18 protein-coding genes are annotated in these 21,444 nt (G+C 44.7%); all 18 read right to left on the bottom strand.

Annotation, left to right across the window (positions count from 1 at the left end; genetic code table 11):
* Positions 1 to 176: 176 nt before the first annotated feature.
* Positions 177 to 2,108 carry a threonine--tRNA ligase gene (gene thrS / locus ACKA06_RS12260; protein WP_411159772.1) on the bottom strand — a complete coding sequence of 644 codons (1,932 nt, stop codon included), beginning with the start codon at positions 2,106 to 2,108 and terminating at the stop codon, positions 177 to 179.
* A 474-nt stretch (positions 2,109 to 2,582) separates the two neighbouring features.
* On the bottom strand, positions 2,583 to 3,449 hold the full coding sequence (locus tag ACKA06_RS12255) for a putative sporulation protein YtxC (protein ID WP_411159771.1): 867 nt from the start codon (positions 3,447 to 3,449) through the stop codon (positions 2,583 to 2,585).
* Positions 3,450 to 3,829: 380 nt separating this feature from the next.
* Complete coding sequence (gene dnaI / locus ACKA06_RS12250; protein WP_032087384.1) at positions 3,830 to 4,762, bottom strand: primosomal protein DnaI; 933 nt, start codon at positions 4,760 to 4,762, stop codon at positions 3,830 to 3,832.
* Between the two features lie 11 nt (positions 4,763 to 4,773).
* Complete coding sequence (locus tag ACKA06_RS12245; RefSeq protein WP_411159770.1) at positions 4,774 to 6,168, bottom strand: replication initiation and membrane attachment family protein; 1,395 nt, start codon at positions 6,166 to 6,168, stop codon at positions 4,774 to 4,776.
* A 105-nt stretch (positions 6,169 to 6,273) separates the two neighbouring features.
* Positions 6,274 to 6,729, bottom strand: coding sequence for a transcriptional regulator NrdR (nrdR, locus tag ACKA06_RS12240; RefSeq protein ID WP_032087382.1), 456 nt, complete (start codon positions 6,727 to 6,729; stop codon positions 6,274 to 6,276).
* Between the two features lie 82 nt (positions 6,730 to 6,811).
* Positions 6,812 to 7,192, bottom strand: coding sequence for a hypothetical protein (locus ACKA06_RS12235; protein WP_058297944.1), 381 nt, complete (start codon positions 7,190 to 7,192; stop codon positions 6,812 to 6,814).
* Between the two features lie 168 nt (positions 7,193 to 7,360).
* On the bottom strand, positions 7,361 to 7,741 hold the full coding sequence (gene speD / locus ACKA06_RS12230) for an adenosylmethionine decarboxylase (RefSeq protein ID WP_032087380.1): 381 nt from the start codon (positions 7,739 to 7,741) through the stop codon (positions 7,361 to 7,363).
* Between the two features lie 499 nt (positions 7,742 to 8,240).
* Complete coding sequence (locus ACKA06_RS12225) at positions 8,241 to 9,269, bottom strand: glyceraldehyde-3-phosphate dehydrogenase (RefSeq protein ID WP_058297945.1); 1,029 nt, start codon at positions 9,267 to 9,269, stop codon at positions 8,241 to 8,243.
* Positions 9,270 to 9,704: 435 nt separating this feature from the next.
* Entirely contained in the window at positions 9,705 to 10,310 is a 606-nt protein-coding gene (gene coaE, locus ACKA06_RS12220; RefSeq protein WP_198258937.1) for a dephospho-CoA kinase, read from the bottom strand.
* A gap of 64 nt (positions 10,311 to 10,374) precedes the next feature.
* Positions 10,375 to 11,013 carry a sporulation membrane protein YtaF gene (gene ytaF / locus ACKA06_RS12215; protein ID WP_032087377.1) on the bottom strand — a complete coding sequence of 213 codons (639 nt, stop codon included), beginning with the start codon at positions 11,011 to 11,013 and terminating at the stop codon, positions 10,375 to 10,377.
* A 70-nt stretch (positions 11,014 to 11,083) separates the two neighbouring features.
* Positions 11,084 to 11,914 carry a DNA-formamidopyrimidine glycosylase gene (mutM, locus tag ACKA06_RS12210; protein ID WP_411159769.1) on the bottom strand — a complete coding sequence of 277 codons (831 nt, stop codon included), beginning with the start codon at positions 11,912 to 11,914 and terminating at the stop codon, positions 11,084 to 11,086.
* Positions 11,915 to 11,936: 22 nt separating this feature from the next.
* Positions 11,937 to 14,567, bottom strand: a complete 2,631-nt coding sequence (gene polA / locus ACKA06_RS12205) for a DNA polymerase I (protein ID WP_411159768.1) — start codon at positions 14,565 to 14,567, stop codon at positions 11,937 to 11,939.
* A 158-nt stretch (positions 14,568 to 14,725) separates the two neighbouring features.
* Positions 14,726 to 15,661: a protease modulator HflC gene (gene hflC, locus ACKA06_RS12200; protein ID WP_411159767.1), complete on the bottom strand. Its 936-nt coding sequence runs from the start codon at positions 15,659 to 15,661 to the stop codon at positions 14,726 to 14,728.
* Positions 15,661 to 16,584: an FtsH protease activity modulator HflK gene (gene hflK / locus ACKA06_RS12195; protein ID WP_411159807.1), complete on the bottom strand. Its 924-nt coding sequence runs from the start codon at positions 16,582 to 16,584 to the stop codon at positions 15,661 to 15,663. Before hflK ends, hflC begins: the two co-directional genes overlap by 1 nt.
* A gap of 295 nt (positions 16,585 to 16,879) precedes the next feature.
* Positions 16,880 to 18,676 carry a two-component system histidine kinase PnpS gene (gene pnpS, locus ACKA06_RS12190; RefSeq protein ID WP_411159766.1) on the bottom strand — a complete coding sequence of 599 codons (1,797 nt, stop codon included), beginning with the start codon at positions 18,674 to 18,676 and terminating at the stop codon, positions 16,880 to 16,882.
* Positions 18,673 to 19,386: a response regulator gene (locus tag ACKA06_RS12185; RefSeq protein WP_411159765.1), complete on the bottom strand. Its 714-nt coding sequence runs from the start codon at positions 19,384 to 19,386 to the stop codon at positions 18,673 to 18,675. Before ACKA06_RS12185 ends, pnpS begins: the two co-directional genes overlap by 4 nt.
* A 179-nt stretch (positions 19,387 to 19,565) precedes the next feature.
* Positions 19,566 to 20,042 carry a MaoC family dehydratase gene (locus ACKA06_RS12180; protein WP_032087370.1) on the bottom strand — a complete coding sequence of 159 codons (477 nt, stop codon included), beginning with the start codon at positions 20,040 to 20,042 and terminating at the stop codon, positions 19,566 to 19,568.
* A 395-nt stretch (positions 20,043 to 20,437) separates the two neighbouring features.
* Entirely contained in the window at positions 20,438 to 21,376 is a 939-nt protein-coding gene (gene mdh / locus ACKA06_RS12175) for a malate dehydrogenase (RefSeq protein ID WP_032087369.1), read from the bottom strand.
* Positions 21,377 to 21,444: the final 68 nt, after the last annotated feature.

Below are 21,444 nucleotides of genomic sequence, written 5' to 3'. Positions count from 1 at the left end.
AACGCTGTTGATTTCCGTGCAAGACTTCGTTTTCCGCGGGTGACCCGTGAGCCCCCTCGTCTTGCACTCCAATCAACAGCTGTATCCAGCATAAAATAAATTTTTATATTACACACATATATATCATGTAATGCAAAAAGACGGACCCGAAACCAGGTCCGTCCTTCAACTATTTATTATCGCTTTGCTTCTTTCACAATGTTTGCTATGAATTGATCCAGTGAGAGCGTCTCTGATTTCTGTTCGCCGTATTTACGTACGTTTACAGCACGATCTGCAATTTCGTTATCACCGAGGACAAGCATGTATGGCACTTTGCTCATTTGAGCTTCACGGATTTTATAGCCCATTTTTTCATTGCGGTCGTCGATTTCAACGCGAAGGCCTTCTGCCTGCAGCTTCTCTTTTACTTCTTTTGCGTAATCGAAGTGGACATCAGGCGACACCGGGATCAGCTGCACCTGAACCGGAGCAAGCCATGTCGGGAATGCCCCTTTGTATTCTTCGATCAGGAAGGCAACGAAACGTTCCATTGTCGACACGACACCGCGGTGGATAACGACCGGACGATGCTGTTTACCGTCTTCCCCGACATAAGATAAGTCAAAACGTTCAGGAAGGAGGAAGTCAAGCTGGACAGTGGATAGTGTCTCTTCTTTACCAAGGGCAGTCTTCACCTGGACATCAAGCTTAGGTCCGTAGAATGCAGCCTCTCCTTCAGCTTCGAAATAATCAAGGTCAAGCTCATCCATCGCTTCTTTGATCATGCCCTGTGCACGGTTCCACATTTCATCATCATCGAAGTATTTCTCAGTATCTTCGGGATCACGATAAGATAAACGGAATGAATAATCATTGAGATCAAAGTCTTTGTATACTTCCTGTACCAGACGGACAACGCGTTTGAATTCTTCTTTGATCTGATCAGGACGGACGAAGATGTGAGCATCGTTCAGTGTCATCCCGCGCACACGCTGCAATCCTGAAAGTGCACCTGACATTTCATAGCGGTGCATCAAACCGAGCTCAGCAATCCGGATCGGAAGTTCACGGTAGCTGTGGATATCATTTTTGTAAATCATCATATGATGAGGACAGTTCATCGGACGGAGAACAAGGTCCTCGTTGTCCATTTCCATTACCGGGAACATGTTTTCCTGGTAGTGATCCCAGTGACCGCTTGTTTTATAAAGGTCAACGCTTCCCATGACAGGAGTATAAACGTGATCATAGCCGAGGCGCTCTTCTTTATCGACGATATAGCGTTCGATGATGCGGCGGATAGTCGCTCCTTTCGGCAGCCACATTGGAAGTCCCTGACCTACCTTTTGGGAATTCATGAAGAGGTTCAGTTCTTTACCGATCTTGCGGTGATCACGTTCCTTCGCTTCTTCCAGGAGTCGAAGATGTTCGTCCAGATCCGCTTTCTTGAAAAAGGCAGTTCCGTAAATACGCTGCAGCATTTTATTGTCGCTGTTTCCGCGCCAGTATGCACCAGCAATGCTCAACAGCTTGAATTCTTTGATTTTGTTTGTGGATGGGATATGGACCCCGCGGCAAAGGTCAAAGAATTCACCCTGCTCATAAATCGAAACCTGCTCGCCTTCAGGAATCGCTTCTAGAAGTTCAAGCTTGTATTCATCGCCGACTTCTTCATAAATCTTCTTCGCGTCGTCCCGGCTTACTTCTTTTCTAATGACTTCAAGATTTTCACCTGTGAGCTTCTTCATTTCTTTTTCAATAAGAGGAAGATCTTCAGGAGTGAAAGTATGTTCGGAATCAATGTCATAATAGAAACCGCCCTCGATTACCGGACCGATTCCTAGCTTTGTTTGCGGATAAAGGCGTTTAATTGCCTGTGCCATCAAGTGAGCCGTACTGTGGCGAAGGATTTCCAGCGCTTCTTGGCTGTCCGGCATGATGATTTCAATTTTTCCATCTTCCATGATTCCAGTGCGCAGGTCAATCAATTGATCATTTATCTTACCTGCAATCGCTTTTTTCTTCAGCCCCGGACTGATAGATGCAGCAATGTCCTCAGTGCTTGTTCCTTTTGGAAACTCCTTCACATTTCCGTCCGGGAACGTAATTTTAATCTGTTCAGACATGTGTGTTCACTCCTTTAAATTTTCTAATGTGTTTTTGTAAGGGTGTGGGTTATTCAGGATTCAATTAAACCTAGTTGTGTTGGATTTAAGTTGACTCCAGTCAACAACGTATTTAGAGCCAAAACAAAAAACCCCGCCCCTTCATAACTGAAGGGACGAGGTTTATAGATAAACTCGTGGTTCCACCCAACTTCTCACCCTCTGCATAAAACGCATGAGAATGACTTCATTGAAAACGAATAACGACATTTAGCCGTCAATCCTTAACGGGGCCGGCGGCCTTTTCTGGATTGAAGTTCCGAGGCGGTAAATATTACTGTCGAATTAGGAAGCTTGCAGCCTTGACTTCCCTCTCTGTGAATCGAATAGGAATATTGTTGTCCTCTTCATAACCTTTACCTTATAGACTTATTATGTAGGTATTATAATCGGTTATGCAGTCAAAAGCAAGGGCAAAAGGGAAAAATAGGCTACCTATTCATTTGCGATATCAATTGAACGATAAAGGAGCGTTTCAGGAAAATAATGATGTGGAAGCAGCTCGATCCTCTCTTCAAAAATATTCTGAAGGGTCCTCACCAGATTATGCTCCCCATTCCCGTATACGTATATCTTGTCGGGAGCAATCGATAGCAGAGGTGCAATCGTATACGAATCGACATAAAGGGGATGATTGGTCAAAAGCCGCTTGTCTATGAAAGCAGTGAGCTCTTCTCTTGATACTTCCTTCATATTTTCATCGAAAAATCGAAAACCAAAGCCGGTGGAGTAAAGATGGATTGTATCGAGCTTTTTCTCCATGGAAGCCAAATACTCCCTCAGCATATGAATGAACATTTGATATTCCTGCTCCATCTTGTATTCATCAATTGCAAGTTCCACCATTTCAGTCATCCGCAGCTGCAGCTTTTTCAGCCGGAATGTACTGAAGGAATCGAATGAGACAGGGGTGTTGCCGTCGAGCAGCAAATCAAGGCTTTTCCTGATAAAGGAATGCTCATCCCATTTTTCTATAAGCTGGTCAAGCTCTGGCCGTTCTCCCATTCTCATGTCTGAAACGATTTCAAGTATCTGCTCGATTTCGTGGGCATCTTCGTAATAAAATTGGGTCCTTAGAATGTCCTCCGCCCAGTCGATGCATTTATCAAAAAGAATGTACTCCGTAGTCCCTTTTAGCAGCCTTTCTTCACCGTTATGGGAAGATGAAACATCTATAGTAAGATTATAATGGGTTTTATGTTGAAAGAGTGTTTCGTGAAACCAAGATTGCAAATCAAACTTGGTCAGGTATTGTTGAAGCTTCAGTGCATCATTTTTCTGTCTGAAAATGAATTCAATCAAACTTGCTCCCCTCCTTAAAGCCGGAATCCCTGCTTTATATATATGGGGGGCTTGTATGAATTAGAAGTTTGATTGTGAATTATTTGCAATTGTTTTTAACCTGCGAAATATTCCTTTTGCGAAAGTTCAAACGTGTTCTGCTAGTAAAACTTAGCCCGTTTCTTTCCGCTGCAGGCATTTGCTTTCCGCGGGGAGGAAGTCGAGCCTCCTCGTCGCATTCGCTCCTGCGGGGTCTCGACCTTTCCTCTTAATCCCGTCGGAGTCAAATGCCTTCCGCTCCAATTCACTCTGTTTTTAAACGCAGAAAATAAAGTACCATTCAAGAATAGAACGAAAAAAGAAAAGGCAATTACACCTTTTCTTTTTTGTTTGATCCTATTCTATTCTCTTCTATTCCTGCCGTCGATAAGGACGGGTTTAGCTAGGTATTTGATTCTTTCCATGATTCTTGCTGCTTTCAGTTTTTCCTCCTCACCTCGCTGGGTGTAGGTCAGGTGATGCGTGAGCTCTTCAAAGTTGAAATTAGAAGTGAAGAAGGTAGGGAGATTTTCAAGCATTCTGTACTGCAGGATCGTCCCGAGGATTTCATCCCTTCCCCAGCTGGACATCGTTTCCGCCCCGATGTCATCCAGCATCAAAACTGGAGCCGATTTGACCGCATCAAGCTTTTCATTGAGCGAATTATCACCGAGGGACTGCTTGATTTCCCGGAAGAACTCAGGGACGTAGACAATCATGGATGCAACTTTATTCTCTGCGAGTTCATTTGCAATCGCTCCAAGGATATAGGATTTCCCCACACCGAACTTCCCGTAGAAATAATATCCTTTCATCCGCTCTTCAGCTGAGTAGGTTTCAACGAAATTCTTTGCGAGTCGCACCGCTTCCAAACGGCTTTTCGAATCAAGATCAAGAGTGGCGAATGAAGCTTGCAGGATATCTTTCGGTACATAGAGGCTCTTTATAAGCTTCTGCGAGCTTGTACGTTCATCGTGCACCACTTTTCGCGGACACCTGTGGTATTCAATGTCAATCGTATTCCCGCGGATGACCAGATGGGGGTCGTACCCCTGCATCATGTTTTTACATTCCTGAAGGGAAGGGCACTCGCTGCATTCCTTGCTTTGGGAAATGTATTCATAAAGTTTCATTAAACTTTCATTCACCATGTCGGACGTGACTGTTTCACTATGTTTATTTATGAAATCACGTACATCCCGGTTTTCAAGGATTTCTCTTTTCATTTTTTCATAGCGCTCCTGAAAGGATCCTGAAGCCGCCAGTTTCTTGAGGGTATTATTTATTTTTTCCACTTTTCTTTCACCTACTTCCTGAATTTTTTCAGTTCTTCTTCAAGCTTTTTCTTTTCAGCTTCAAAATCGTAATCATCATCTTGAGAAGCGGATGGGGCTTCATCCGTTTTCCCCTCTTCACTGAACCAGTCAGGAAGCTTTTCCGTCCGGATCGGTTTCTTTCTTCTCGATTTGTTTTCTTTTTTCCCCTGCGCCCATTCAAGGTACTGCTGATGCTCCTTCTTTGCAAGATCCATTGCCAGTGCAGCATTGGTCACTTTTTTGCGCGACCAATGAGAAGCGATTTTTTCCATGTACCCTTTGGTAAGCTTCATATCTGTTTTCAATAAAACGTACTGAATGAGTACATTCATCACCCCGATTGGGAGCTTCTGGGAAAGCATCACTTCTTCCACAGCCTGGAGATCCGATTTGGAAGGCGTGCTGCCATTTGAAATATCGGCAAGGACATCTTTCGGTGATGTCGTTTCGAGATATTCAAGCAGCTCCTCCTCTTTGGAGAGCGGCTTGTCTGATGTTTTGATTTCCTTGGCTCCCCTGCTCCGTGCAGTCAGTTCAGGAAGTTTATCCCCTGATTGAAGCTGATACCAGTCCCTTGCAGCTTTTCTCAGCATTTCCAGGTCAATCTCATCTTCTGAATCAATCGCGCTCAGAAGCAGGTTTCTCATTTGAAGGGGATCAATGCCGTATAAAGTGCTTAACTTTACGACCGTTTCTTTCACTTTGACATTGAATGCTTTTCTCGGCACCATCGCTTCTGAAAGGCCTGATAGGAGTAATTGGAAATCAAAATCAACTTCATCCAGCGGCAGTCCTGAACCGTTGTTATACTGCACGAATTGCCTGCCGGTACCTGATTCTGAATCCGCATTCGCATCATGCTGAAGGAAATTGATATTCTGCTCCGACGTAAATACATCCTGAAAAGAACGGGTGGTTTCGCTGTATTGCTCCTTCTCGACAGCCCGGTCGGTGAAAAAGTTCTTCAAGCGCATATAATGGGTCCTGCCGATCTTTTGATAAAGGTACACATTCAGCATACCGTCATGAAAGAACTCCCTGGGTGAAAGCGGCCTCTGCAATTCATAGACGAATCTGCGTTCACCTTCACTCTTCTTTTCAAAGACCTTCAAAAGGCCGATACCTTCCAGTTTCAGCCTTGCTTCATATACTTCCTGGAGATTGGCAGAAAGAACATTCATTAAATGATAATGGGCTGACTCCAGTGACCAAAGCCGGTTTTCCTCCACCTCTCCCCACAGACTCATGAAAAGACTGTAAGGGGCTGAACCGATTAATGGCTGATAAAGGAACGTGATGATTTTCCGGTCGTATTCCTGAAGCATTCCATTTGTCGCTACTGTGTAGTGATCGATCGGCTGTATTTCGTTCCAATGCTTCTTCATTTTCTGATTCTACCTTTCAAGTAAAGCTCTATTATACTCAGCTGCTGACAGCGTAAAAATTATAAAGAGAAAAAGAGCTAAAGAAAGTCTCTTCAGCTCACCATTTCACTCTTTTTTTATTAACTCTTTTAATTCATCAATAAATACATTGATATCTTTGAATTGTCGATACACAGACGCAAAACGAACATATGCGACTTCATCGACTTTTGCAAGCTCATCCATTACCATTTCGCCGATTTTGACTGACTCGACTTCAGAAGCCCCCTGGTTCCTGAGCTCCTTCTCGATTTCCATAGAGATCTTCTCCAGGCTTTCAAGGGGTACCGGCCGCTTTTCACAAGCCTTGATCAATCCCCTCAAGATCTTTTCGCGGCTGAATTCTTCGCGGACTCCTTCTTTTTTTACAACAATCAGCGGAAGCTCTTCCACCTTTTCGAATGTCGTAAACCGGTAGCTGCATTCTTCGCATTCTCTTCGCCTTCTGATCGAGCGGCCTTCGTCAGCGGGGCGGGAATCAACTACACGGGTCCCATTGTGCTGGCATGACGGGCATTTCATATTATCAGCTCCGTTTTAACAAACTATTACTTTTATCATATTAAAAAGCAGTCATTTAAACAAGCAAATCACGGAATTACCGTTATTTTACCTTTGTCATCCGGCTGTCCAGCCTGCCGTAATAATGTCCGATTTGAGCTTTCAGCACTGTATATGTACCAAAGATCTTTCCTTTGTCTGCACTCACCTTGAAATCGACTGCCGTTTCGAGAGGACGGACGGTGATGACGGTGGCGACTATAAATAGACGGGGCGTCCCGTTTTTGCGTACCGTTATTTCCCCCCGCTCCTTTGATTCTGAGATGACCTCGTATTCGGAAGACGAAAACAAGTCAAGAACGGCACTATATGCAGCGCCATGCATTGATTTATAATAACGTGAACGGAGAGCCGGGTCTTCGTGCCGATCCGAAGTCTCACATTCAGATTGGAATCTTTTCAACAGGGTCTTTAATCCACTCATATATCTGCCTCCCTTTATTTATCTTTATTTTACACGAAAACGGTTGCGTTGAAAATTGATACTTGGCAAACACTGATTTCGTATGGAATCTATTATTCCATGAAAGGCAGGGACCCTTCCAAAACATCAAAAAAGAGATGCATATGGATGCATCTCTTACATTAACTATTAAAGTGCCTGTGCCTGAGATTTTTTCACTTGGACAGGACCCATTCCCCGAGGCAGCTCGATTGTTTCACGAGTATCTGCTCCAAGAGCTTCTGCAATATAATCAGCAGCAATATTAGGATCTAAATCACCGCAAGTATACACATCTATACTGGCATAACCATGTTCAGGAAAGCTGTGAATGGTCAAGTGTGATTCAGAGATGATCACAACTCCACTCACGCCTTGAGGAGCAAATTTATGAAAGGCTACCTCACGGATTTCAGCACCTGATTTAAGTGCAGCATCTACAAACGTTTTTTCAATTCCTTCAACATCGTTAAGCTTTTCGAAATCACAGCCCCAAAGTTCTGCGATTACATGACGACCCATTGTTTCCATTGATCGTTTCCCCCTTTGACATAGTTTTTTTCGTCAAAATGAACGAATCCCTCAGCAAAATCTTAACTACCACGGGGGAAAGTTAGTCCGAAGAGGTCCTAACCCTTTAAGTAGCTAAATCAGTATTCATCTGCCATTAAGAAGTTCACGAAAAATAGTATACTTTGTTTGATATTCTTTTGCAATAAATTTATTAAAAGTTTTTTCGAAGGTTTTAATCGACGCTTTTGATTTCCGTGGAAGACTTCGCTTTCCGCGGGTGACCCGTGAGCCTCCTCGTCGCATGCGCTCCTGCGGGGTCTCACATCGGTCACTTTTCCCGCAGGAGTCTTCGTCTTCCACTACAATCAAAAGCTGGAATGTACTAAACCCTGAAAAGCTAATAATAAATTCTGCTTATCCTCCCGCCTTCTTCAACAAAACAGTAAATATTATCTAAAAGAAAAGAACGCCCCGGGGGACGTTCGAGTGGTTTTGCTTATTGTTTTTGTTGGTTCTTTCAAACGTTTACTTCTGTTTTGGCTTGCATTTTGGATGCTGTGTATTTGACTAGGTCGACTACGCGGCAGGAGTAGCCCCATTCGTTGTCGTACCATGCCAGTACTTTGACTTTACGGTCACCCATGACCATTGTGGACAATCCGTCGATGATGGCGGAGTGCGGGTTTGTGTTAAAGTCGATGGATACCAGCGGTTCGGTCGTGTATTGCAGGATGCCTTGCAGCGACCCAAGTGATGCCGTGATGAATGCTTCATTGATTTCTTCTGCCGTTACGTCTCTCTTTACATCGACTACAAGGTCAACAAGAGACACATTAGGCGTCGGTACTCGAAGTGCCATCCCATGGAGCTTTCCTTTCAACTGAGGAAGCACAAGTGACAGCGCTTTCGCAGCACCTGTGGTTGTAGGGATGATCGACTGTCCGCACGCCCTTGCCCTGCGCAGGTCTTTATGCGGGTTATCGATATTCTTTTGATCATTTGTATAAGCATGGACAGTCGTCATCAATCCATTCTCGATTCCGAACTGCTCATCCAGCACCTTCGCTACAGGAGCGAGGCAGTTTGTCGTACAAGATGCGTTGGAAATAATGGAGTGCTCTTCGATATTTAATGCGCTTTCATTTACTCCCATGACAATCGTTACATCTTCATTTTTACCTGGAGCTGTAAGGATTACTTTTTTAGCGCCGGCTTCCAGGTGAAGGCTTGCCTTTTCTTTGTCATTGAATTTCCCCGTTGCTTCAATGACAATATCGATGCCCAGTTCGTTCCAAGGCAGTGCTTTTGGATCACGATTACTTAATAGTTGAACTTTTTTTCCATTCACGATAATGGCGTTGTCTTCTGTCAGTACTTCTGCATCGAACGTGCCATGATTTGTGTCATACTTAATCAAATGTGCCAATGTTGCAGCTGGGTAGCTTGCGTTAATTGCCACAACCTCTAAGTTGTCTTCCAAAATCGCTTTTCTGAATACCATTCTTCCAATTCGTCCAAAACCGTTAATCGCAATTTTCGCCTTCATAAATCCGGCTCCCCTCTATATTAATGTTATACTTATATGTTTATTGGCTAAAAATAGTATAACATATTTAGAGAAATAGTTAATAAGTAATTTGCGGATTTTTAATGTTTTATTATTCTGACAAATTATATTCTGATGCTCTGTGGAAAATGAATGCGGACAGAAATAAATCACCCCACTAATACCGCTTTTGATTTCCGTGCAAGACTTCGCTTTCCGCGGGTAGCCCGTGAGCCTTTTCGGACGAGTTGACTTATGACATGTGCCTCTAAGCCCTGGAGCTGGACACGTCTCCCATCCCGCAGGAGTCCGCAGGAGTCTTTGCCTTCCACTCCAATCAACAGCTGGAGACGGTCTAAAATAAACAATTATATCTACCGTAACTAATATAAAAAAGCCGACAAGAACAAAATTCCTGTCAGCTTATGTTAAGTATTATGGTCGCAAATCCCAATCATTTAAAATCTTCTCGAGCTGTTCTCCGGTTTCTTCGATTGTTCCGTTATTGTTGATGACTGCGTCGGCGAGGCCGATTTTGCCTTTGAGGGGGAATTGGGATGCGATCCGTGATGATGCTTCCTGTTCTGTGAATTGGTTTCGTTTCATTAATCGGGATAGCTGGGTTTCTTCATCTACGTATACGACGATGGTGCGGTCCACCATCCATGTAAGGTCGCTTTCATAGAGGAGCGGAATATCCATGATGATGGTGTTTTTTCCTGACTCGATGGCCTGATCTTTTTCTGAAAGCATCAGTCCCCGGACTGCAGGGTGGACGATGCCGTTCAGTTTTTTTCTCATTTCTTCATTATGAAAAACGATATCGCCGAGTTTTGCACGGTTGATGGTGTCGTCGTCCGTATGAAGGATGCTTCTGCCGAATTCCTCGACGATGGCGAGGTAAGCCGGCTGACCGACCTCGACAACCTTTCGGGCAGCAAGATCTGCATCGATCACCGTGTATCCCTTTTTACTAAGCATTTCAGATACCGTACTTTTTCCGCTTGCAATTCCGCCTGTCAATCCTAGAATGGTTGCCATATTTCTATTCCTTTCTTTAGTACAGTTGTTCAAGGTCCATTTTGCGCTGTTTGAAGGGTGTATATTAAAAGCGAAGGATTCCTATAAGTATCAGCAGGACGCCCGGCAGGAAAGCCACCCGCTGGATCCATTTTAAATGTGATAGAGACTGCCCCATTTTCAGGCCTGTGGATAAAAACACAAAGCTCATGCACATGATGGCCGCAGCCAATAACAACGGTGAGAAATTCAGCAGCGCGGCTCCGATCCCCGCTCCGAAGGCATCGAGTGATAAGGCAATCCCGAGCATGAACGCTTCGATTCCGGTAATCGTCCCAGACCTGTCAAAGTCTGCGGTCAATGGGCGCCTCAGGATCTGGATGACCAATCCAATGGACTTTATTTCAAAATTGATGAGTGTCTTCTCTTCAGAAGCACGTAAGTCTGTTTCCTTTTCCGGTCTGAAAAACTGATACAGGACCGCAGCCCCTATCACGACGAGGATGAGCCCTCCGATCCTGCCTGCCCATTCGGCGGTGATGAACGACTGGACTGCCCCTCCGACCAACATGGCGGCGAGCAGTGAACTTGCCGAACAGATCGAGATGATACTGATTGATTTTACAGGAATCTTCACTTTTCTTAATCCGTACGTTAAACCTGTGCCTAAACTATCTAGACTTACAGCAAATGCAAGCAGCAGCAAGGAGATTGTTTGAGTCATCTAAAGCCCTCCCATAAATCATTACAATACTATATGGCAAGGGCTTATCAGATGTTAAATGTCTTTAGGCTTAAGGATGCTTCTGGCAGCGGGGGCAATAATGGGTACCCCTTCCGGCTGAAACTTTCTTTTCAATCGGGGTGCCGCAGACTCTGCAGTCTTCGTCCTTCCGGCTGTAGACAAACAAGTTTTGCTGAAACATCCCCATTTGTCCCTGTGAGTTCACATATGACCTGATCGTGCTGCCGCCCATTTCGACAGCTTCCTGCAGTGTCTCGATGATCGTGCGGTGTAATTCAGCTGCTTCTTCCGTGGTGAGGGATTTGGCTTTTCGATCTGGATGTACACCAGCTCGGAACAGGGCCTCATCCACATAGATATTGCCGAGTCCCACTACTACCGATTGATCCAATAAGGCGGCTTTTACAATTCGCTCGGTTTTCATCAGTTTCTGCTGGAGATAACCGACGGTGAATTTTTTATCAAAAGGCTCTGCCCCAAGTTGGATCAGGGGACGGTGGAGAAGTTCTTCTCCTTTTTTAAACAGATGCATCGTGCCGAATTTACGGACGTCCCGGTATCTCAACTCCGTACCATCTGTAAAATGAAAAATGACGTGTGTATGCTTTTCCACTGGATCATCTTCATTGTAAAGCCCGTACTTTCCTTCCATCCTTAAATGGGACACCAGGGACAGTTCATTCATATAGAAGACCAGGAATTTCCCTCTCCGTTTCATTTCTAGAATCTCCTGGCCGCGGAGAGCATGAATGAACTCACCTGTGTCCTCTGGATGTTTAATCATTTTTGGCCAGAAAACCGATACATCCTTAATTTTTTTTCCTATAACAAGAAGTTCGAGCGTTTTTCTGACCGTTTCCACTTCAGGAAGCTCTGGCATAGGGGTACCTCCTTATGGCTGCTTATTTTGCGTCGTACCAGGTCGGTCCGTAAGAATAATCTACCTTGAGCGGCACTTCCAGTTCCATCGCATTTTCCATTACTTCAGGTACGATTTTCTTCAATATTTCTATTTCATCTTCAGGTGCCTCAAAGATCAATTCATCGTGCACCTGCAGCAGTAAGCGAGATTGAAGGTTTTCCTCTTTCAGGCGCAAGGCCATATCGATCATCGCTTTCTTGATGATATCGGCGGCACTTCCCTGAATCGGGGTATTCATCGCTGTCCGTTCCGCAAAGCTGCGGAGGTTGAAATTCCTGCTCGTGATCTCAGGCAGATAGCGGCGGCGGTTCAGAAGCGTCTGGACGAAACCTTTCTGCTTCGCTTCCTGAACGATGTCATCCATATATTCTTTGACACCCGGGAAGCTTTCCAGGTACTTCTTGATGAACTCCCCTGCTTCCTTACGGGTAATATCAAGACTCTGTGAAAGTCCGTAGTCACTGATACCATATACTATCCCGAAATTGACCGCTTTTGCATGCCGCCTCATATTCGAGGTGACTTCCTCCTTTGAAACCCCGAAAACATCCATTGCCGTTTTCGTATGGATATCCATATCATTGCGGAATGCTTCGATCAGTTTTTCGTCCCCGGCAATATGGGCAAGCACCCTGAGCTCGATTTGTGAATAATCAGCGGCAAACATCACCCAGCCCTTTTCGGATGGAATGAAGGCCTGACGGATCTTCCTGCCTTCCTCGAGCCTGATCGGGATATTTTGCAGGTTCGGATCGATTGAACTCAATCTCCCGGTCTGCGTCAGTGCCTGATTGAACCGCGTATGGATTTTGCCTGAATCTTCATGGATCACTTTCAGCAGACCTTCCAGATAAGTGGACTGCAGCTTTCCTAGTTGACGGTAGTGAAGGATATAGTCAATGATGTCATGCTTCGATTGAAGCTTTTCCAATACATCCGCCGAAGTTGAATAGCCCGTCTTTGTCTTCTTGACGACCGGCAGTCCCAGCTTATCAAAAAGAATGACACCCAGCTGTTTCGGGGAATTGATATTGAAGTTTTCCCCTGCGAGCTCGTGGATTTTCTTCTCAAGCTCTTCAATCCTCGTACCAAGTTCTTCTTTCATATGGAGTAAGCGTTGTTTGTCCACTTTGACCCCTGTATACTCCATTTCAGCAAGAATCAATGCCAACGGAAGCTCCAGCTCATTGATCAATTCCAATTGTTCGTTTTCCTCGAGCTCCTTCGTACAGACTGACTCTAGTTCAAAGAGGGCAGCTGCCTTTCTGGCCAGGTGCTCTGAAAGGATCTCCTCAGCCGGCACTTTCTGTTTCGCTCCCTTACCGTAGACTGCTTCATCGCTGTCCACTGCTGGAAGGCCGTGTGTTTTTGCAATCGAGGCAAAATCGTCGCCTGAAGAAGATGGATTTAAAATATAGGATGTCAAGGATAAATCGAATTCAATTCCCTTGATATCGATGCCGTGCCTTTTCAGTGAAACGACTGTCTGTTTCGAATCGTACACATATTTTCTATTCTCATCACTTTCCGCCCACTCTTTGAAGTCTTCCGATTTCAGTGCTGCATTCAGTGAAAAATAGAATGTCCCTTTCTCATTGTGCATGCTCACTCCGATGATGGAACCGAGATGGTAGTTGTCTTCGAGCATCTCGATATATAATGAACTTTCTTTCGCAAGATGTTTTCCTTCGATTTCTTTTAGGATTTCATATGAGATTTCTTCTAATTCCTGTACTTCTTCCTCGGGTGTTTCCCCCATTTTTTCAAGAAGGGAATTGAAGCCGAGATCCTTGAACACTTCCTTTAGCTTGCCTGCGTCCATTCCATCATAGTCAAGTTCGTCCACTTTGACTTCAATCGGCGCTTCACGGAGGATCGTGGCCAGTTCCTTACTCATGACTGCCGATTCTTTATGTTCCTCGAGCTTCTCTTTCAACTTTTTCCCGCTTACGGAGTCGATGGATTCAAGCAGCTTTTCTACGGAACCAAACTCCTTCAGCAGCTTGATCGCAGTTTTTTCACCGACGCCCGGCACACCCGGGATATTATCGGAGCTGTCTCCCATCAGTCCTTTCATATCAATGATCTGATCCGGGGATATTTCCCACTTTTCCTTGATATGGTCAGGCGTATAGATTTCAAGATCGGTGATCCCTTTTCTCGTGATGCATACGGTGGTTTTATCCGTGCTGAGCTGAGTCAGGTCCTTGTCACCCGAAAAAATCTTGACTTCATATCCGTCTGCTTCCGCCTGAAGGGAGAGGGTCCCGATAATATCGTCCGCTTCATAGTTTTCCTTTTCATACCGTTTGATGCCATATGCATCCAGAAGCTCCCTGATGTAAGGGAACTGTTCTGACAGCTCAGGAGGTGTCTTTTGTCTCCCCCCTTTATATTCCTTGAACGTCTTATGTCTGAAAGTCGTCTTTCCTGCATCGAAAGCGACCATGATATGAGAAGGCTTTTCATCTTCGAGGATCTTTTGCAGCATGGTAGTGAAACCGTATACTGCATTTGTATGTACACCCTTGTCATTGTTCAACAGCGGCAGGGCAAAAAATGCGCGGTATGCGATACTGTTCCCGTCAATCAATACTAATTTCTTCGCCATGGATGGACCTCCTTAAAAGGTAAAATACTTATATGATTGCCGGCATGAGATTGCCGGGATTTTTTCCATATATCTTCTTTTATTCTATCATGCCGCAGTCAGAAAGGAAAAATAAGCCCCTCCGGGAAGATGGGTCCTAATCCGGAAGGGCTTATCCATTATTCTGTATAGCCCATCAGCAATCGGGCATACGGTGAATCAGATGGAAGGATGATGACTGTTTTATCATCCACCGTCTTCTTATATGTTTCCAGGGTTTTAAATAAGTCATAGAAACTTGGGTCCTTTGAGAATGAATTATTGTAGATTTTTGCTGCTTCCGATTCACCCTCGGCGCGGATGACATTGGCATCTGCGCTTGCCTTTGCAAGGAGCTCTTTAACTTCCCTGTCTGTATCGGCTGTAATCCTCTGCTTCTCTGCATCACCCATCGACAGATATTCCTGGGCCTTTGATTCACGTTCGGAAATCATGCGGGTATAAACAGAGTTTTCATTTGCCTCCGGCAGATCAGTCCGTTTCATGCGCACGTCTTTTACGACGATTCCATATCCATCTTTGGACAGAAGCTCATTCACTTTTTTTGTGATTTGATCATTCAGGCTGCCGCGTGAGGATTTCTCATCATTGATGATTTGATCATAATTCAATCGGCCGAGTTCGGCGCGGACGACAGAATAAATGAACTCTTCCATTTTCGTCTCGGCATTCACTACCGTCCTCGCATTTTTGATCATCTTCAGTGGATCTTCAATGCTCCACACCGCAAAATTATCAATCAACATCCGCTTTTTATCCTTAGTGTTGATTTCTGCTTCTGTTACATCATACGTCATCTGATGCTTCGGCAGCGTGGTGACGGATTGAATGAACGGAATCTTCGCTTTCAGACCCGGTTCCTTGTCAATTTTCACCACTTCCCCGAATTGCCTCACCACTTTGTATTCACCTTCTTTCACAATATAAAGGCTTGTAAATAGAAGAAGGATCGCTGCAAGGAGGAGGATAATGAAGATGCCCAGCTTTCTGTATCTTTTCCATTCAACCGGTTCCTTCTGTTTCGACTTCAAGTCAAAGACATTCTGCTCGGTCATTATTCCTCACTCCCTTCCTGTTTTTGCGGCGGTGTCTGATTTTCAAGCTGTCTGATCGGGAAGTATTTAAGGGTCTCCCCGTTATCCTTCATAATATAGATTTCAGCTTCAGGCAGGACATTCTCGAGGGTTTCGAGGACGAGCCGCTTCCGGGTGATTTCCGGATTGCCCTTGTATTCCGTATATAGCTTATCAAAGACCGCTACATCCCCGCGGGCCTGCTCGACACGGGCAATTTTGTCACCTTTTGCTCTTGATATGATAGCATCTTTTTCACCCTGTGCTTCATTCGTGCGCTGATTGCGGTACTTCTTCGCTTCGTTGATTTTCGTATTCATTGTTTCGCGTGCGTCGGTGACTGCAGTAAAGGAGCTGCGCACCTCGTCGTTCGGCAGTTCAACATCCTGCAGCTTGACTGCCAGAATGGATATACCGATATCGTACTCATCGATCAGACTCGTTAATAAATCCCTGACATTGGCTTCGATTTCTGCTTTCCCTGAGGTCAAGGCGTCGTCGATGAGTGAACTTCCAATAATGCTCCTCAAGGAAGCTGAAGTCGCGTCATACAAAATTTCCTTCGGATCATCTGAATTGAATAAGTAACTTTCGGGATCGGTGATTTTCCATTGTACCACCAGGTCAGCAAGGACGATATATTCATCCCCCGTTATCATTTTCGTTTCTTTCGGAAAATCCTTTATTTTACCTTCACTTTCTTCATAACCGAATTGAAGACTGAATGTTTCTTTGGACAGTACTTCTACCGATTGCATCGGCCAAGGCATTTTAAAATGAAGTCCAGGCTCCACGACAGGCTCACCCGCTTCCCCGAATGTCAAAACGAGCGCCTGTTCGGATTCATCAACCGTGTACCAGGATGTAATTAATACAAGAATTAATATCAGAGCGGCAATCACCATACCGGTAATCGTATAAATGCGTTTCAGGCTCAAAAACTTCCTCCCCTTTCCTAGTTGCAGTTATCTCTATCATATTAGTCGACTACTAATCTATACGGATAAAAGGCAAAAAGGTTTCAATAATATTACAAAAGGGGAAGGAAAGATAAACATGCGAAAAGGCGAGAACGGGGTTGGTTCTCGCCTTTTCTTCACTCCTTGGATGAAGGGGTTTCATCTATTATAGTATCAGCACTTTATTAATTTCTGTTTAACCCATTGTAAATGAATTGTAAAAAATCAGTAAGAGAATGGATCAGTTTCTACTTTTTTCTCTGAATGAAGGGTCGGGAAACTGTTTATGAATCGTCAATTTAAATGTTGTGCCTTCATTCAACCGGCTCTCCACTTCAATCTTCCCTTCATGCGCTTCGATAATATGTTTGACGATGGCGAGCCCGAGACCGGTACCGCCCGAGTTCCTGCTCCTCGCTTTGTCAACGCGGTAGAAACGTTCAAAGATCCTCGGAAGCTCCTCCTCACTGATCCCGATTCCGTTATCACTGATCGAAACATGGATGTTCTCCCTATCTTCCGTAATGGAAATGATGACGTCCCCGCCTTTCGGAGTATAAACAATCGCATTGGAAATCAAATTGATGAAAACCTGCTTCATCCGGTAGGAATCGACTTCTGCTGTTCCAGGTGAATCGAATCTGCTGTGTATGGTGATGTCTTTCCTTTCGGCCCGATCTTTCAAAATGGGCAGGACTTCCCCCACCAGCCCTGAAATCTCTTGTTTATCCAGGGAAAGCTCAAAACCATGCTTTTCGATTTTCGACAGCTCAAGTAAATCCTGGATAAGTGTCTGCAGGCGGTCACTTTCAGTCAGGATGATCTCAAGGAAAGACTTCAGCGCTTCTTTATCATTCATGGCACCATCCAACAACGTTTCAGAAAACCCCTTGATCGATGTGATCGGCGTCTTCAGCTCATGGGACACATTGGCAACAAAGTCTTTTCTCATCTGCTCCAGGTTCTTTAATTCCGTAATATCATGAAAAACGACGACAATCCCTTTCCATTCATCATTCTGACCAATGATCGGTGCACCGTACACTTCATAATGCCTTCGTTCAATTTTATGAGGGAGGAGGATCTGCCTCCTTACCCGGTCCTCCGTCATGAAGATTTCCTCCACCAGCTTATTCACTTGCTGGTGGTGGATTACTTCATGATATCGCACCTTCCTCAACTGGCTTTCATTCAGGTTAAAAAACTCCCTGAATGTCCGGTTCGTCAAGACCACATAGCCGCGGTGATCAATGAGAAGCATCGCACTTCCCATGTTTTCCACAAGGGTGGTTAGACGGTCCTGCTGCATTTCCTGGGAAGTGATCATTTCCTGCAGATTCCTCGCCAGGATGTTGATTGAGGAACTCAGCATGCTGGTCTCATCCATATGATCTTCATACGTCCTTGCCCTGAAATTACCTTTTGCAAGTTCCATCGCCACTTTGGTGGCAGATTCGACCGGTTTCGTATAGCGGACCGTGATCCTTGATCCAAGGATGATGATGAGAATCAATGCGAGACCCAGGGACACGGCAAGGACAAGCCAGATCTGGCCCGTACCCTTTTCCAGCGCATCTACTTCGGTACTCATTATCAGGAGGCCTTCCATACTGCCATCCGCTTTTCTGAGCGGATACCAATAATAACGGTATTCCTTGCCTGAATACACAAGTTTTTTATGCTTGGTTTTGACATCCCAGTTTTCACCGATTTTCTTGATCATCTGCTTTTGCTGATCTTTGAGCCTTGGATCAGCTGACTCCGTATCATGAATGACTTTTCCCGACTCATCAAGGATCGAGATCCGGACATCCAATATATCGCTTAATTCCTCAATCATGGAAGGATTGATTTCCCCCAGCCTTCTGTTCTCTTCGATTGAATTGGCCAATAACCTGGATTCCTTCTGGATCCTGGAGTTAAAGGTGTCCATGTAAAAGTTTTCAAATATCTGGCCCAATACCAGACCGAGGCCGACCAATACAAAGATGATTAATGTTATCAGGGCAAAAAGGAGCTTCGTCCTGAATTTTGTCATTGATTTCTAGGCTCCTCCATCTTATAGCCAAGCCCGCGGATGGTTTTAATATACACGGGTTTCTTCGTATCAGGCTCAATCTTTTCACGGAGATGGCTGATATGTACATCGACAATCCTGGTATCACCCGCGAAATCATAATTCCATACAGCACTGAGAAGATGGTCCCTTGTCAATACTCTCCCTTTGTTGTTTGCCAAGTGGAGAAGCAGTTCAAATTCTTTAGGCGTCAATTCCAATAATTGACCTTGGAAATACGCTTCATATTGCTCGGGGTACACTTTCAATTCTCCAACTTCTTTATAATCAGCAGGTTCTTCAGGTTCGACCGCACCCTTGATCGCCTGGCTCCGGCGCAGGATTGCCTTTACCCTTGCCACTACTTCCCTCGGGCTGAAAGGTTTTGTCATATAATCGTCTGCTCCAAGCTCGAGTCCAAGGACTTTATCGAATTCATCATCCTTGGCCGTCAGCATAAGGATAGGAATATTCATTTTTTTCTGCCTCAATTCCTTGCACACTTCGATCCCGTCCATCTTTGGGAGCATTAAATCAAGGATCATTAAGTCAGGCAGCTGTTCAAGTGCCATGTTCATTCCTTCTTCACCATCATTTGCCGTAATGACCGAATAACCCGATTGCTCAAGGTTATACTTCAACAAAGTCGCGATCGATTGCTCATCTTCTACCACCAGGATTGTTTTGTTCATTTTTGTGCCTCCAACTATCAGAAATTAACCCCATCATCCAACGATATTATGTAATTGTAGTTTCATTATAATACAATTCGATGGCATGGCCATACCCTAAAGATAGTATTAGTATGTGCAAATTAAAAAAGCTATACAATCCAATCAGGATTCTATAGCTTTTCGTATCGCTTATCATGTTAAAAGTTTTCAAGTGCATGGCTGTTCATTTTTTCAAGCCTGTGCGGCGGGCAGACTTTTATTGTTCCATTTATCACTTTTTCGTCATCTTCATTCACCGCTGTGACGGTGATGGTGACAGTATGGGAAGACGGCTCCACTTCCGTGACCTCAAATAGGAACTGGATTGTTGCATAATGGTATACCGGCTTTGGAAAATCGATATTCTGTTCAATGATGTGCGAACCGGGTCCCGGCAGATACTTTGACACGGCAGACGTGATGATCCCTGTCAGCATGATGGATGGGACGATCGGCTTTTTAAAAGGGGTCTGGGACGCATAATCGTGCTGGATGTACAGTGGGTTGGCGTCATTCGTCAAGCCGAGATACAGAAGCAGGTCATTGTCTTCTATTTTTTCGGTTAATGTCAATTTTTCCCCTACTGTCATTTCGTCTATTTTTCTTCCCAGTTTTCTTTTCTTGCCCAGTAACATAAGAAGCACCTCCGTATGTAAACGCATACAATTTACAATAATAGAAATAGTCATTATTATCTGTATATTACTATAATATCATTTATAGACTTTCCAATCAAAGGGATTTTAAGCTGCTAGAGAAATATAAATTTCAATCTTTCTTATTTTATCCAGTTCAACTATTTTTATGGGCAAATATGTTGACCGTTCCTTTCCGCTGCAGGCACAAGATTCCCCGGGGAGGAAGTCGAGCCTCCTCGTCGCTGCGCTCCTGCGGGGTCTCGACATTTCCTCTATCTCCCGTCGGAGTCAAGTGCCTTCCGCTACAATCCACTCTGAATATTCAATATGGTGTCAGCAAAATCATTAAAATAGCCAGCTCCATTTCTTTATGGAACTGGCTATAATTATATCTATGCCAATGATGACATGACGTTTTTTACGGAGTCGGCTGATTTGGCGAGTGCTGATTGTTCTTCTTCTGTCAGTTCTAGTTCGATTATTTTTTCGAGGCCGTTTCCTCCGAGGATGGTCGGCACTCCGAGGTAGATGCCTTCGAATCCGTATTCGCCTTCAAGGTACGCGATTGCCGGGATGACTCGTCGCTGGTCTTTCAGGATCGCTTCGACCATTTGAACGAGGGATGCGGCCGGGGCATAGTATGCAGACCCATTGCCCAGCAGGCCGACGATTTCGCCTCCGCCTTTACGTGTGCGTTCCACAATGGCATCGAGGCGGTCTTTTGGAATCAAGGCCTCTAATGGGATTCCTCCTGCATAGGAATAACGGATCAACGGAACCATATCATCTCCATGTCCGCCAAGAACAAATCCAGTCACATCTTTCACGGACAGATTCAATTCCTGTGCAACGAATGTACGGAAACGGGCTGTGTCAAGGACACCGGACTGACCGATTACCCGTTCTTTCGGGAATCCTGATTCTTTGAAGACCGTGTAAGTCATGGCATCGACCGGATTAGTCAATACGATGATATAGCAGTTTGGAGAATATTTGACAATTTGCTCTGTAACAGATTTCATGACTTTCTGGTTTGTCTGAACAAGGTCGTCACGGCTCATCCCGGGCTTGCGGGCAATTCCTGCAGTGATGACAACCACATCGGAGTCCTTTGTGTCTTCATAGTTTGATGTACCGATGATGTTTGCATCAAAGCCTTGAACCGGACTTGCTTCAAGCATATCGAGGGCTTTCCCTTTTGTAGGGTCTTCCATCTGGGGAATATCAACAAGTACCACATCTCCAAGCTCTTTTTGCGCCAGCATGAGTGCAGTCGTCGCACCTGTAAAACCTCCGCCGATCACTGAAACTTTTCTGCGTTTAATTGTCATAATGATGATTCCTCCTGTTCATCCTATGTATTTTATATAAGACAGAAGCATCCCTATGAAAGGAATGC

Source organism: Rossellomorea oryzaecorticis, assembly GCF_045897515.1.
GTDB classification, from domain to species: Bacteria; Bacillota; Bacilli; order Bacillales; family Bacillaceae_B; genus Rossellomorea; species Rossellomorea enclensis.
The sequence above is the reverse complement of the archived record's forward strand: the minus strand, read 5'-3'. Positions and strand labels throughout refer to the sequence as shown.

Excerpts from the sequence above, each read along its gene's own strand:
- hflK (WP_411159807.1), bottom strand. The coding sequence starts at position 16,584 with ATGGTGATTGCCGCTCTGATATTAATTCTTGTATTAATTACATCCTGG.
- ACKA06_RS12235 (WP_058297944.1), bottom strand. The coding sequence starts at position 7,192 with ATGAGTGGATTAAAGACCCTGTTGAAAAGATTCCAATCTGAATGTGAG.
- ACKA06_RS12185 (WP_411159765.1), bottom strand. The coding sequence starts at position 19,386 with ATGAACAAAACAATCCTGGTGGTAGAAGATGAGCAATCGATCGCGACT.
- mutM (WP_411159769.1), bottom strand. The coding sequence starts at position 11,914 with ATGCCAGAGCTTCCTGAAGTGGAAACGGTCAGAAAAACGCTCGAACTT.
- ytaF (WP_032087377.1), bottom strand. The coding sequence starts at position 11,013 with ATGACTCAAACAATCTCCTTGCTGCTGCTTGCATTTGCTGTAAGTCTA.
- speD (WP_032087380.1), bottom strand. The coding sequence starts at position 7,741 with ATGGAAACAATGGGTCGTCATGTAATCGCAGAACTTTGGGGCTGTGAT.
- coaE (WP_198258937.1), bottom strand. The coding sequence starts at position 10,310 with ATGGCAACCATTCTAGGATTGACAGGCGGAATTGCAAGCGGAAAAAGT.
- nrdR (WP_032087382.1), bottom strand. The coding sequence starts at position 6,729 with ATGAAATGCCCGTCATGCCAGCACAATGGGACCCGTGTAGTTGATTCC.
- ACKA06_RS12225 (WP_058297945.1), bottom strand. The coding sequence starts at position 9,269 with ATGAAGGCGAAAATTGCGATTAACGGTTTTGGACGAATTGGAAGAATG.
- polA (WP_411159768.1), bottom strand. The coding sequence starts at position 14,567 with ATGGCGAAGAAATTAGTATTGATTGACGGGAACAGTATCGCATACCGC.
- mdh (WP_032087369.1), bottom strand. The coding sequence starts at position 21,376 with ATGACAATTAAACGCAGAAAAGTTTCAGTGATCGGCGGAGGTTTTACA.
- ACKA06_RS12180 (WP_032087370.1), bottom strand. The coding sequence starts at position 20,042 with ATGTTACTGGGCAAGAAAAGAAAACTGGGAAGAAAAATAGACGAAATG.
- thrS (WP_411159772.1), bottom strand. The coding sequence starts at position 2,108 with ATGTCTGAACAGATTAAAATTACGTTCCCGGACGGAAATGTGAAGGAG.
- hflC (WP_411159767.1), bottom strand. The coding sequence starts at position 15,661 with ATGACCGAGCAGAATGTCTTTGACTTGAAGTCGAAACAGAAGGAACCG.
- ACKA06_RS12245 (WP_411159770.1), bottom strand. The coding sequence starts at position 6,168 with ATGAAGAAGCATTGGAACGAAATACAGCCGATCGATCACTACACAGTA.
- pnpS (WP_411159766.1), bottom strand. The coding sequence starts at position 18,676 with ATGACAAAATTCAGGACGAAGCTCCTTTTTGCCCTGATAACATTAATC.